Here is a 12,068-nt window from a genome sequence, read left to right on the forward strand (position 1 = left end):
AGGTTTTGGATTACTGCTGCAGGCACAGCTCCATCCACGTGGCGCCGAGATCCTTTTTGCGCACATCGCGCATCTTCTGCTCATAGACCCAAGGGGTGATCAGCGGGATCGCGGCATTATAGTTCGCGGGCCAGGTCGGACCTGTATCGGCCACGGCTTGCGGCACGTCGCGCTCTTTCACGCGGTCAAGTCGCGCCTGCTGGATCGCCGCCACGACATCCGCCTGATGCTGACAGCTTTGTTCTTTTGTTTCCTGAGCAGCCAGAGGTGTGGCCAGTAAAATAGCCGCGACGGCAATACGCAACATGGTGGTCTCCGGGATTCGTTCTCGTCGCTGAAGTCTACTGCCGGGCGCGGATGCGCGCCATCGTCGAATTGCATCTTGCGCAGCCCTGTTGCGCCTTGGTCCTGCGGGCGAGGGATCAGATGCCAACCGCCCGCAGAGAGTATTGTCAAAGCCCCTTAGCGCGGTAGCTTTTCGAGACACGGTCAATGGCCACGATGTAGGCCGCGGTCCTCAGATCCTCGACATCGTCGCGACTGTGCCAGACTTCACGCATCGACTGGTAAGCAATCCGCATGGTGTCATCGAGCCCCGAACGAACCAGCTCAAGCTCATCCGCACCTTTCAGGTATTTCGCCTTGAAGTTCGGAGACATGGACCAGGCATCGCCCAGATAGCGGTCCAGCCGTTCCAGTTCACTGACGATCAGCTCGTGCCGCGACTCTTCCTGGCGACGCTGCATGCGGCCAAACCGGATATGGCTTAGGTTCTTAACCCATTCGAAATACGAAACGGTCACACCGCCAGCATTTGCGTACATATCAGGAATGATCACGACGCCCCTATCGCGCAGAACTTCGTCTGCACCAGCTGTCACTGGGCCGTTTGCAGCTTCGATGATCAACGGGGCCTTGATGCGATCGGCATTATCAAGGTTGATCACACCTTCCAGCGCCGCCGGGATCAGGATGTCGCACTCTTCTTCCAGCACGGCCCCTCCCTCGGCGGAATGGGTGGCGTCGGGATAATCGCTGACGCCGCCATGCTTGACAATCCATTGGCGAACCGACTCGACGTCGATCCCGTCGGGATTATACAGCGCTCCGTCCCATTCAATGATGCCCACGATACGAGAGCCGTCTTCCTCGCTCAGGAACTTGGCAGCGTGGTAGCCCACATTCCCCAAGCCCTGAACAATAATGCGCTTGCCGTCCAACTTGCCCGACAGCCCTGCCTTTTGAATGTCTTCAGGATGGCGGAAAAACTCGCGCAGCGCATATTGAATGCCGCGGCCCGTGGCCTCGACCCGTCCGGCAATACCGCCAGCATTCAGCGGCTTGCCTGTCACACAGGCGCGCGCGTTGATGTCAGTTGTATTCATCCGGGCGTATTGGTCCGCCATCCACGCCATTTCACGCTCACCCGTCCCCATATCCGGGGCTGGCACGTTCTGTGACGGGTTAATCAGGTCGCGCTTGGCCAACTCATAGGCGAACCGGCGGGTGATCTGTTCAAGCTCATGCTCTTCGTATTGACGCGGGTCTATACACAAGCCGCCCTTTGATCCGCCAAATGGCGTTTCGACAAGGGCGCACTTATAGGTCATCAGCGCCGCCAGCGCTTCGACTTCGTCCTGGTTCACCGCCAAAGCATAGCGAATGCCGCCTTTCACCGGCTCCATATGTTCGGAATGTACCGACCTATATCCGGTGAACGTGTGTATGTCACCGCGCAGCCGGACGCCGAAGCGTACAGTGTAGGTGGCGTTGCAGACCCTTATCTTTTCTTCAAGGCCCGGAGGCAGATCCATCAGGGACGCTGCCCTGTTAAACATAAGATCTACACTCTCTCGAAAGCTGGGTTCTTTTGTGGCCGTCATTTAAACCTCCGTGCCGGCGAACGACTTGCGTTCTGACGTTTTGTCGCACCCCTTTGCTAAACGATCAATGTTTAAGCAGAAATAATATCTCAAGTTACGGGGAAATATTCGAACTCTGGCTGAGTCGCCAAACCCAGACATTATCCGCCGAATTGTTCACGCATCGAATACAGCCCCGCGCGACAGTCCGGAATTATCCCTCAATTTCCCTCAAACCAGCCAAAACTGGGCCCTTTTCGCCCAATTCCCGCCACGTTTCGCAGTTAATTTCCATACGTTAACTTTTCCTTAGCAGCTTTGGATGTCTGCTCAGCGAGGTCTGCAAGATGAAAATGCCCAAGTTTCTACGCGAAAGCAAAAGCGGCGCTAAATCCGCGCTAAGCGCGCGCCGGTTCGCAAAAAGCGAAGACGGTACATTCACAATCTTTGTATTGTTGGGTTTCCTGGTGATCATCGCCTCGACTGGGGCTGGCGTTGACCTAATGAATTTCGAACGCGACCGCGCCAATCTGCAATCAACATTGGACCGCGCCGTTCTTGCGGCCGCTGACCTTGATCAGAAAAAGCCCGCACGCGAAATTGTCGATGCCTATTTCGAGAAGGCCGGGCTGGGCGGCAAAATCACTTCCGTCGTGGTGGAAGAAGGCTTTGGATCACGTAAAGTATCAGCCACCGCCGAGGCGACCATCAAAACCCACTTTATGCATTTCTCTGGCGTCAACAGCTTGACCGCTAACGCGGCCAGCACGGCCGTCGAAAGCATTGGAGCTGTTGAAATTTCGCTGGTTCTCGACATCTCAGGCTCAATGAACAACTATTCGAGTTCTGGCGGGAAGAGCAAAATTGCGCTTCTGCAGGATGCGGCCACAGAATTTGTCACGCTGATGCTGGATTCAGATGATCCTAACCGCACGGGCATTTCGATCTCGATCGTGCCTTACGCAACTCAGGTCAACGCGGGTGAACCCATCCTGAGCAAATTCACCAACGTTACAGCAGAGCACAACTACTCCCATTGTGTGAACTTTATCCCTGAACAGTATAGCGACGCGGACCTAGAGCGTGATGACAGGCTGGAACGCACCGCGCATTTTGACCCCTTCACCTATTCCGAAGGCTCGATCAGAACACCGGTTTGCCCGGTCCGCGATGGCAGTGCGATTACGCCTGTTACCGATAATCTGGAGGCATTGACCAAACAGATCAAGGCGTTGACTGCAACCGGGAACACCTCGATAGATGTCGGCATGAAATGGGGCGTGGCCTTCCTGGACCCAAGCGTTCGTGGCATTGTGAGCGACCTGGCTGACGACAACATCGTTCCAAATCACTTCCGGACCCGCCCGTCAGACTATAACTCGGACATCTTGAAAATTGTAATCGTAATGACCGACGGTCAGAACACGGACCAGTATATGCTGAACCCGTCCCTTCGGGAGGGCTTGTCGGATGTCTGGTACAATGCTGAGGCCTCCGAATACACAGTCTACCATTCGCAGGGTCGGCCTAACTTTTTCTGGCCACAGCAGAACACATGGGCGGACCATCCGTTCGGCAATCCTGATCCAGAGACACCAGCCAACGAAGAATTGGGTACGGCTGTTCGCCTGACCTATCCAGAACTCTTCAACCGTGTGTCTTTGGCCTGGAATGCAAGATATAACTATTACTGGCAGTCAAGTGCATGGGCCGAGTGGTACTCGAAAGCGTATGCCAAAGTTGAAACTTCGGCCAAGAACCAGCGCACCAAGCATATCTGTGACGCAGCCAAAGATGAGGGCGTCATTGTCTATGGCATCGCCTTCGAAGCACCCAGAGCCGGGTACAAAACCATCAAGGACTGTGCCAGCTCGGACAGCCATGTATACAATGTGAACGGTCTGGACCTGGAAGACGCATTTGCTTCTATCGCGTCGTCGATCAGAAAACTGCGGTTGACCCAATGATCGGAGCCCTTGTTTCAAAGCTGCGAAGCCTGAGACGCAGGGAAGATGGGGCGGTCACCGTCGAGTTTGTGATCATCTTCCCGGCATTCATGTTCTTCATCCTGAGTGCGATGGAATATTCGGTGGTCACCTTGCAGCAGGCGATGTTAGAGCGGGCTGTGGACCAGACAGTTCGCGACATTCGCCTCGGCACGGGCACCAACCCAACGCATGATCAGATAAAAAGTACGATCTGTGATCGCGTCGTAGTGATCAAACGCTGTACCACCAACTTGCAGCTGGAGATGCTGCAACAAAGCGCGTTTGTCGGGTTGAACCTTCCGCCTGTCCCGGATTGCACTGACAATTCTGAAGAAGTGAACCCAGTTCGCGCTTTCGAAAATGGCCTTTCGAACGAGTTGATGATCCTTCGGGCCTGCGCAAAGGTCGATCCGATTTTCCCTACATCGGCGATGGGGCGTATTTTGTCGGATGAATCAGGCCAGATCGAACTTACCGCGACGACTGCCTTCGTACAGGAGCCTCTGTAAGCCTATGTTTTTCATTTCAAAGCTCCGGAATCTTCTGAAATCCAAGACGAAAGACGAGAGTGGGGTACTCACGGTTGAGGCTTTGCTTGTCTTTCCGATGCTGGTGTGGACGATCACAGGCGCCTTCACGTATTTCGACGGCTTCCGCCAAAGCGCATCTAACCTTAAAGCGGCATATACGGTTGGCGATTTGATCTCTCGCGAGACCGGCACGATCACGGACACATATATCACCTCATTGCATTCGCTGCTGGTGGCGATGGTCAACAACCGATCACAGATGAATCTGCGCGTGTCGCTGGTTGTGTTCGACGAAGAAGATGATCGTCATTACGTCAGATGGTCAACCGCGCGCGGGTACGACAGCATCTGGACCGACGACAATATTGACCGCATGCGTGATAACCTGCCGCCTATGCCCAACCAGGACACACTGATCATTGTTGAAACGGCGAATGCTTACATTCCGGTCTTTGACTCGATTTATGGGGTGGATTTCCTCAAAGGCGACCACGTCTTTGAAAATTTCGTCTTTACACGCCCACGCTTTACCAATGAGGTTGCGGCAAATGTGTCGGGCGTTGTTGAAATTGAGGAAAATCCCGACGGGTCTGGCGAGATCGGTGAAATCGAGGACCCAGGCACAGGGGATTCCGGTGCGAGTGCGGAAAGCGCAACGAATTAGGACAAGGTTGGCCTCTTAGTGCCTTCCACCCCACCTTCGAATAACGAGGTGGCGCCGAAGGTCTGACCTAGCCGCGCTCCGCCACCATCACAGACAATATTTCTGACATGAATTTGGTTTCGGCGGCGGACGTCATGCCGCCGATGCCAACGCGGCGTCCCAGGCGCCACCACAGCCCCGGCGCCCATCTATTTGCACCTGATTGCCGGGTTGTTACCAGAAAGCCATTCGACGGCTTGAAGGCAAACGCGCCTCTTTCGACGGTTTCAATGTCTTCTATTGCGGCGATCGGCTGCCCTGCCCCGGTTCTCAGCTCGGTCTCAGTCAGCTCGATCCAATCCGAGGTTGCCTGCCACATGCGATAGGCCAGCCAGAAGGACGCCGCGCCTACCACAAACAGGAATACCTGCCAGGATGGCTCCGGCGGCGCGGCAAGCGCGACGAAAACAACCAGAAAGCCCACGGTCGACAACATTCCAACACCCATCCACCGCCTGGGTGATGAGGCTTTGACCACGGCCAGAACTTCTTGTTGCATTTGCTGCTCTCCCACTTTGCAGTTGGGTTTAGCCACTTTCCCAGCCAAACAACAGAGGCGAACGCACCTGCTGAATTTCGCACAGGTTGCGTGTTTCAGCGCAAATTGACCCGCCATGGCGGTGCGGTACATCTTCCCCATAGCAACAGGAGCGCAGCAATGTCCCTCAGACCGACTTTGGAAACCCGAAAGGCCATACCGACGATGGAGGGGGCAGGCGTTAAACTGCACCGCGCTTTCGGCTTTCAGGACCCGTCAGAACTGGATCCTTTTTTGCTGTTCGACGACTTTCGCAATGAACGCCCGCAGGACTATCAGGCTGGATTTCCATGGCATCCGCATCGCGGGATCGAGACAATCACCTATGTCCTGTCCGGCTCGGTTGAGCATTCGGATTCACTTGGCAATAACGGAACACTTGGCGCGGGTGATGTGCAGTGGATGACGGCAGGGTCCGGAATCCTGCATCAGGAAATGCCCAAGGGAAGCCGAACCGGCCAAATGCACGGGTTTCAGCTGTGGGGCAATCTACCCGCGGCCCAAAAGATGACAACACCGCGATATCAGGACGTGCCGCGCAAAGAGATCCCTGAAATCATGGACGATGACGGAACCGTTGTCCGCGTGATCGTGGGGACGTTTTGGGGCAAGACAGGCCCAGTCGACGGCATCGCCGCCGACCCTCAGTATCTGGACATCCAAATTCCGGCAGGTGTGAAGAAGACCTTCCCCATAGACACCTACCGTCGCGCATTTGCATATGTATTCGAAGGCGCGGGCGCCTTTGCTGATTCCTCGCGGCCTGCGGGGGTCCTTTTGGAAAAAGAAGTTGGCGGCCAAGAGGTGAACATTCGTGACATGTCGGGAGACCGAACACTGGTTCGCTTTGGGAGTGGTGACGAAGTGACCGTTCAGGCAGGTCCGGAAGGTGTCCGGTTCCTGCTGATTTCCGGCGCACCGATCAATGAGCCGGTCGCGTGGCACGGCCCCATCGTCATGAACACCCGGACCGAGCTGGAACAGGCTTTTCGCGAATTGCGCAACGGGACGTTTATTCGGCCGGCACATTGACTGCCCCTTAAGCAGTCATCGCCTTTCGGACCATGTCCCAATAGACGGCTTCAACCTCGTCCAGCGAAAGCCGCCCACCGGCGCGATACCACGTCATGACGCCGTTCAGCATGGCGATGACCGCCAATGTCGCAATCTTCGTATCCGCGACCGCAAAGATACCCGCCCGCTGACCTTCGCGCAAAATGGCTTCAAGCCCGTCTTCATACTTGCGGCGCAGATCCTCTATTTCGGCGAAGTTTTCGGGCGTGAGGTTCCGAAGTTCCATATAGGCGATGAATACCTCGTCAGGGCGCTGCAGGTGGAACCGGATGTGAAATCCGACAAACCGACGCAAAGCATCCTGCGGATCGCCAGTTTGCTTTTGTTCGCCATAGGCGGACAACAAATCCTGCATATGGTCGCGCATCAAACGGAACAGAAGGCTCTGCTTATCCGGGGTGTAATTGTACAATGCCCCGGCCTGCACCCCAACCTCGGCCGCAATTTTCCGCATGGAAACAGCAGCATACCCATGGCGTGCGAAAAGCCCAAGCGCCGCCTGCCGGATACGCGGGCCGGTAATGTCCGAATGTGAGCCTTGTGTACGTGCCATGTATCCACCATATCTGAACAGATGTTCAGATAGAAGCCCGCTTGAAACGACCGGACAAAAAGTGCATCACCGATGCCAGTTGCCACAATAAGGTTTCATCATGAAGCCCCTTCTTCTTCTGCCCCTAGTTTTGCTCTGCCTGGGATGCACCAATTTTCCCGAGCTGAAAGACCGCGAAGGGCCTAATGTGCAATCGGCCCCCTACCCCAAATTAACCCCACTGGCAGATGTTTTCGCTGTGCCTGTTGACCCGCTGTACGAAGCGGCAGAGGTCGAAAGTGAACTGACCGACCGCAGCAAGGCGTTGAAGAAAAAGGCAACGGCATTGCAAAACGCTCAGACCAATTAATCCTCAGGTTTTCTGTCGCCCGGCATGGGTGTCGCGGATTGCGCCTCGGCGCCGAACCCGCTAAGGCAGCGGGAACGGGGAAACACCCCAGATTAGGATTATCGAGCGGAAAGGAACCCACAGGATGACACAGGCGCTGCGGCTTGGAATTGCGGGCTTGGGAACTGTTGGTGTGGGTGTCGTCAGGATCGTGCGCCGCCATGCCGACCTGCTGCAGGCACGAACGGGTCGTCCCATCCAGATCACAGCGGTTTCCGCGCGTGATGCTGGCAAGGATCGCGGTGTGAACCTGTCGGATTATGTCTGGGAAACTGACCCTGTCGCATTGGCACAGCGCGACGATATTGATGTTTTTGTTGAACTGATGGGCGGGGAAAACGGGCCTGCCAAAGCCTCGGTCGAAGCGGCGCTAGCCAGTGGTAAGGATGTCGTCACCGCCAACAAGGCCCTGTTGGCCATTCACGGTCAGGAACTGGCCGAAATGGCCGAAGCCGCGGGCCGTGTGATCCGCTTCGAAGCGGCCGTGGCTGGCGGCATTCCAGTGATCAAATCCCTGACCGAAGGACTTGCGGGCAACGAAATCACCCGCGTCATGGGGGTGATGAATGGCACATGCAACTATATCCTGACCCGGATGCAATCGCAGCGGCAGGGATATAACGCCCTGTTCGACGAATGCGCACAGCTGGGTTACCTTGAAGCCGATCCAAATCTGGATGTGGGCGGGATAGACGCCGCGCATAAACTGGCGCTGCTCGCCTCGATCGCATTCGGCACCAAACCGAATTTCGACGGGATCGAGATCGAAGGCATTCAGCAGATCAGTCTGGATGACATCGACCAGGCCCATGACATGGGATACCGGATCAAACTGTTGGGCGTGGCTCAGCGCACGGCACGGGGGCTTGAACAGCGGATGCAGCCGTGTTTGGTGCCCAGTGACTCGCCCCTGGGCCAGCTTGAAGGCGGCACCAATATGGTGGTGATCGAAGGCGACGCGGTCGAGCAGGTTGTTCTGCGTGGCCCCGGAGCTGGCGAGGGTCCAACGGCCAGCGCGGTGATGGGCGATGTCTGCGATCTGGCACGTGGGCTTCAGATTCCGACCTTCGGCCGCCCTGCCAGTTCTTTGCAGGACGCAGTGCCAGCGCTGACTGGTCGCCCTGCCCCTTATTATTTGCGTCTGGGTCTGCTGGACAAACCCGGCGCCTTGGCCAAAGTTGCGGCCATCCTGGGCGATGCCGGGGTCTCGATTGATCGCATGCGCCAATACGCCCATGCGGAAAGCACCGCGCCGGTTCTGATAGTTACCCACAAAACCACCCGTGCCACGCTGGATGTCGCCTTGCTGGGTCTGCACGAGACCGATGTTGTTTCGGGCACACCGGTTGCTTTGCGGATTGAAGAGGTTTGACCCTTGCGGCCTGCACGATACGCAGGCTATGCCGGACAAGACGCCGATACTGACCTGAGGATAGTGAAAATGAGTGCTGCCAAGATTGATTTCAATGACCGCCTGTTGTCTCTGGGCCTGGCGCGGGTTGCGGAACAGGCTGCGCTTGCTTCGGCTTCGCTGGTTGGACGGGGTGATGAAAAAGCCGCTGACCAGGCCGCTGTGAATGCCATGCGCGAACAGCTGAACCTTCTGGATATCGCCGGGGTCGTTGTCATCGGTGAAGGCGAGCGCGACGAGGCACCGATGCTGTATATTGGTGAGGAGGTCGGGTCCGGCAATGGTCCCGGCGTCGACATCGCGCTGGACCCGCTGGAAGGCACCACGCTGACCGCCAAGGACATGCCCAACGCGTTGACTGTCATTGCGATGGGTCCGCGCGGATCAATGCTGCATGCACCGGACGTTTATATGGACAAACTGGCCGTTGGCCCGGGTTTCCCTGAAGGCGTTGTCAGCCTGGACATGAGCCCGCGCGAACGTGTGGAAGCGCTGGCCAAGGCCAAGGATTGCGAGCCTGCCGACATTACCGTCTGCATCCTGGAACGCCCTCGGCATGAGGCAATGATTGCCGAAGTTCGCGAAACCGGTGCATCTATCCGCCTGATCACCGATGGTGATGTTGCTGGCGTCATGCACTGCGCCGAAAGCGAAGTCACCGGGATCGACATGTATATGGGCCAAGGCGGCGCCCCCGAAGGTGTTCTGGCCGCTGCAGCGCTGAAATGCATGGGCGGGCAGATCTTTGGCCGCCTGCTGTTCCGCAATGATGACGAACGCGGCCGCGCCGCCAAAGCGGGCATCACCGATCTGGACCGCATCTATTCGCGCGATGAGATGGTAACCGCCGATGTGATCTTTGCCGCAACCGGCGTCACCGGCGGCTCTTTGCTGCCGCGCATCAAGCGCGAGCCGGGTTGGGTTGAAACCACCACCCTGTTGATGCGGTCGAAAACCGGGTCGGTTCGACGCATGTCCTACCGCACGCCGACGTGGTCGCATAGCGACGGCTAAGTTCTTGCGCCTGACCATCGTGCAGGGCTATCCATAGAAATGATAAGGCCGGGTCCGCGAGGGTCCGGCCTTGGCACATCAGGGGCAGGACATGAGCTTTCTTGGGGTTGAACATTCACTGTCAGCACGTCGCTGGGTCGGCCCCTCGGCGGATGTAGAGCGCGCGACCGAGGTGCTGGTACAACAAGCCGGATTGCCCCGGGCCGTCTGTCAGGTTCTGGCCCGGCGCGGTGTTCCGGCAATGGAAGCTCCGGGATTTCTAGAACCCAAACTGAAAGAGCTGTTGCCCGATCCGCGCGCGATGAAAGACATGGAAACCGCTGCAACCCGTTTTCTGACTGCGGTCCGTCTAAAGCAGCGCATTGCGATCTTTGCCGATTATGACGTCGACGGAGGCAGTTCGGCTGCTCTGCTACTCACGTGGTTGCGTCAGATGGGCCTGCAGGCGACGCTCTATGTGCCTGACCGGATTGATGAGGGCTATGGCCCCAACGTCCCGGCGATGCAGGAACTGGCCGCCGCGCATGATCTGATTATCTGCGTCGATTGCGGAACCCTCAGCCATGAACCCATCGCCGCCGCAAAGGGGGCCCATGTCATCGTCCTGGACCACCACCTTGGTGGCGAAACTTTGCCCGATTGCGTGGCCGTGGTGAACCCGAACAGACAGGACGAAAGCGGCGATCTTGGCTATTTTTGTGCCGCCGCCGTCGTGTTCCTGATGCTGGTCGAGGCCGGACGGCAACTGCGTGAAGCGGGTGCAAAAGGGCCTGACCTGATTGCAATGCTAGACCTTGTGGCGCTGGCCACGGTGGCGGATGTGGCTCCTTTGATCGGTGCAAACCGCGCGCTTGTGCGTCAGGGGCTGAAGGTCATGGCGCAACGACAAAGACCGGGGTTGGTGGCGCTGTCGGATGTGGCGCGGATGGATTCCGCGCCCAACAGCTATCATCTGGGGTTCATGCTGGGCCCGCGCGTCAACGCAGGGGGCCGGATCGGCCAGGCCGATCTGGGTGCCCGGCTGCTCAGCACCGATTCAACCCATGAAGCAGAGGCTCTGTCGCAGCGGCTGGACGAGTTGAACACCGAGCGGCGCGATATTGAAAATGCGGTTCGGGCAGCCGCCATGGAACAGGCCGAAGAACGGGGCCTTGATGCGCCCTTGGTCTGGGCGGCCGGGGAAGGCTGGCATCCGGGCGTTGTCGGCATCGTCGCGTCGCGCCTCAAAGAAACCGCCAACCGCCCGGCCATCGTCATCGGTCTGGACGGGGATGAGGGCAAAGGATCGGGCCGATCAGTGACCGGTGTCGATCTGGGTGCCTCGATTCAGCGGCTGGCGGCGGAAGGTCTGCTGGTCAAGGGCGGCGGCCACAAGATGGCGGCTGGCCTGACGGTCATGCGTGATCAGCTGGAACCGGCGATGGAACGGCTCAGCGAATTGCTAGCAAAACAAGGGGCAGGTCAAACCGGCCCTGCTGACCTGAAACTGGAAGGCACACTTATGCCCGGCGCGGCCACTGTCGATCTGATTGAACAGATTGAAAAAGCAGGGCCTTTCGGCGCCAGTGCTCCGGCTCCGCGGTATGCCTTTCCGGACTTACAAGTGCGCTTTGCCAAGCGGGTCGGCGACTCCCATCTGAAGCTGTCGCTGTCGGACGGGGTGGGTGCCGGGTTGGATGCCATTGCGTTTGGCGCCTTTGACGGACCAATGGGGGAACGGCTGACCAATCACGGCGGCGCACGCTTTCATTTCGCCGGACGACTTGAGGTGAACACATGGGGTGGACGGCAAACTGTACAACTCAGATTGGAAGATGCCGCCGAGGCGATCTAAGGCCGCATTCGCCACCGCCAAAAAACTTTCACAACCCTGCGTTTTTCGGCTTGCGGGGGTCAGAGTGAAACCGTAAAAGGCCCCCCACAAGCTAGCGTGGCCCGTTCGTCTATCGGTTAGGACGCCAGGTTTTCAACCTGGAAAGAGGGGTTCGATTCCCCTACGGGCTACCA

General features: G+C 57.5%; 12 protein-coding genes and 1 tRNA gene. 9 read left to right on the top strand and 4 right to left on the bottom strand.

Going from position 1 to position 12,068, the window contains the following annotated elements; genetic code table 11:
- Window positions 1–10: 10 nt before the first annotated feature.
- Window positions 11–307, bottom strand: coding sequence for a hypothetical protein (locus AC2FHW_RS02960; RefSeq protein WP_142634663.1), 297 nt, complete (start codon window positions 305–307; stop codon window positions 11–13).
- A 145-nt stretch (window positions 308–452) separates the two neighbouring features.
- Window positions 453–1,883, bottom strand: coding sequence for a Glu/Leu/Phe/Val family dehydrogenase (locus AC2FHW_RS02965; protein WP_271946263.1), 1,431 nt, complete (start codon window positions 1,881–1,883; stop codon window positions 453–455).
- A 332-nt stretch (window positions 1,884–2,215) separates the two neighbouring features.
- On the opposite strand from AC2FHW_RS02965, the gene AC2FHW_RS02970 reads away from it, so the two are divergent.
- The 3 genes from AC2FHW_RS02970 to AC2FHW_RS02980 are packed head-to-tail and all read left to right on the top strand — an operon-like array spanning window position 2,216 to window position 5,044.
- Window positions 2,216–3,829: a TadE/TadG family type IV pilus assembly protein gene (locus AC2FHW_RS02970; protein ID WP_282027475.1), complete on the top strand. Its 1,614-nt coding sequence runs from the start codon at window positions 2,216–2,218 to the stop codon at window positions 3,827–3,829.
- A complete protein-coding gene (locus tag AC2FHW_RS02975; RefSeq protein WP_142634669.1) occupies window positions 3,826–4,359 on the top strand; it encodes a TadE/TadG family type IV pilus assembly protein in 534 nt (177 codons plus the stop codon). The genes AC2FHW_RS02970 and AC2FHW_RS02975 overlap by 4 nt, the downstream gene beginning before the upstream one ends.
- A gap of 4 nt (window positions 4,360–4,363) precedes the next feature.
- Complete coding sequence (locus AC2FHW_RS02980; protein WP_142634671.1) at window positions 4,364–5,044, top strand: hypothetical protein; 681 nt, start codon at window positions 4,364–4,366, stop codon at window positions 5,042–5,044.
- Between the two features lie 67 nt (window positions 5,045–5,111).
- On the opposite strand, the gene AC2FHW_RS02985 is transcribed toward AC2FHW_RS02980, so the two are convergent.
- The gene (locus AC2FHW_RS02985) at window positions 5,112–5,582 is read right to left on the bottom strand and encodes a hypothetical protein (protein ID WP_142634674.1); all 471 of its coding nucleotides are present in this window, start codon (window positions 5,580–5,582) and stop codon (window positions 5,112–5,114) included.
- Window positions 5,583–5,741: 159 nt separating this feature from the next.
- Here AC2FHW_RS02985 and AC2FHW_RS02990 point away from each other — a divergent pair, with 159 nt between their 5' ends.
- The gene (locus AC2FHW_RS02990; protein ID WP_496821384.1) at window positions 5,742–6,653 is read left to right on the top strand and encodes a pirin family protein; all 912 of its coding nucleotides are present in this window, start codon (window positions 5,742–5,744) and stop codon (window positions 6,651–6,653) included.
- A gap of 7 nt (window positions 6,654–6,660) precedes the next feature.
- Here AC2FHW_RS02990 and AC2FHW_RS02995 read toward each other — a convergent pair whose 3' ends face one another.
- On the bottom strand, window positions 6,661–7,248 hold the full coding sequence (locus tag AC2FHW_RS02995) for a TetR/AcrR family transcriptional regulator (RefSeq protein WP_271946250.1): 588 nt from the start codon (window positions 7,246–7,248) through the stop codon (window positions 6,661–6,663).
- 100 nt (window positions 7,249–7,348) lie between these two features.
- Between AC2FHW_RS02995 and AC2FHW_RS03000 the strand changes: the two genes are divergently transcribed.
- The 5 genes from AC2FHW_RS03000 (at window position 7,349) to AC2FHW_RS03020 (ending at window position 12,068) form a co-directional block, all read left to right on the top strand.
- Window positions 7,349–7,597: a hypothetical protein gene (locus AC2FHW_RS03000; RefSeq protein ID WP_142634680.1), complete on the top strand. Its 249-nt coding sequence runs from the start codon at window positions 7,349–7,351 to the stop codon at window positions 7,595–7,597.
- Window positions 7,598–7,721: 124 nt separating this feature from the next.
- Window positions 7,722–9,008 carry a homoserine dehydrogenase gene (locus AC2FHW_RS03005; RefSeq protein ID WP_271946246.1) on the top strand — a complete coding sequence of 429 codons (1,287 nt, stop codon included), beginning with the start codon at window positions 7,722–7,724 and terminating at the stop codon, window positions 9,006–9,008.
- A 69-nt stretch (window positions 9,009–9,077) separates the two neighbouring features.
- Window positions 9,078–10,061: a class II fructose-bisphosphatase gene (glpX, locus tag AC2FHW_RS03010; protein ID WP_271946243.1), complete on the top strand. Its 984-nt coding sequence runs from the start codon at window positions 9,078–9,080 to the stop codon at window positions 10,059–10,061.
- A gap of 91 nt (window positions 10,062–10,152) precedes the next feature.
- Window positions 10,153–11,895, top strand: a complete 1,743-nt coding sequence (gene recJ / locus AC2FHW_RS03015) for a single-stranded-DNA-specific exonuclease RecJ (protein WP_496821386.1) — start codon at window positions 10,153–10,155, stop codon at window positions 11,893–11,895.
- A 98-nt stretch (window positions 11,896–11,993) separates the two neighbouring features.
- A tRNA-Glu gene (locus tag AC2FHW_RS03020) sits at window positions 11,994–12,068 on the top strand.

The organism is Ruegeria sp. YTSA108 (assembly GCF_059610185.1).

Bases quoted from the DNA above. Each gene is read 5' to 3' on its own strand.
- AC2FHW_RS02960 (WP_142634663.1), bottom strand. From the start codon at position 307: ATGTTGCGTATTGCCGTCGCGGCTATTTTACTGGCCACACCTCTGGCT.
- AC2FHW_RS02965 (WP_271946263.1), bottom strand. From the start codon at position 1,883: ATGACGGCCACAAAAGAACCCAGCTTTCGAGAGAGTGTAGATCTTATG.
- AC2FHW_RS02970 (WP_282027475.1), top strand. From the start codon at position 2,216: ATGCCCAAGTTTCTACGCGAAAGCAAAAGCGGCGCTAAATCCGCGCTA.
- AC2FHW_RS02975 (WP_142634669.1), top strand. From the start codon at position 3,826: ATGATCGGAGCCCTTGTTTCAAAGCTGCGAAGCCTGAGACGCAGGGAA.
- AC2FHW_RS02980 (WP_142634671.1), top strand. From the start codon at position 4,364: ATGTTTTTCATTTCAAAGCTCCGGAATCTTCTGAAATCCAAGACGAAA.
- AC2FHW_RS02985 (WP_142634674.1), bottom strand. From the start codon at position 5,582: ATGCAACAAGAAGTTCTGGCCGTGGTCAAAGCCTCATCACCCAGGCGG.
- AC2FHW_RS02990 (WP_496821384.1), top strand. From the start codon at position 5,742: ATGTCCCTCAGACCGACTTTGGAAACCCGAAAGGCCATACCGACGATG.
- AC2FHW_RS02995 (WP_271946250.1), bottom strand. From the start codon at position 7,248: ATGGCACGTACACAAGGCTCACATTCGGACATTACCGGCCCGCGTATC.
- AC2FHW_RS03000 (WP_142634680.1), top strand. From the start codon at position 7,349: ATGAAGCCCCTTCTTCTTCTGCCCCTAGTTTTGCTCTGCCTGGGATGC.
- AC2FHW_RS03005 (WP_271946246.1), top strand. From the start codon at position 7,722: ATGACACAGGCGCTGCGGCTTGGAATTGCGGGCTTGGGAACTGTTGGT.
- glpX (WP_271946243.1), top strand. From the start codon at position 9,078: ATGAGTGCTGCCAAGATTGATTTCAATGACCGCCTGTTGTCTCTGGGC.
- recJ (WP_496821386.1), top strand. From the start codon at position 10,153: ATGAGCTTTCTTGGGGTTGAACATTCACTGTCAGCACGTCGCTGGGTC.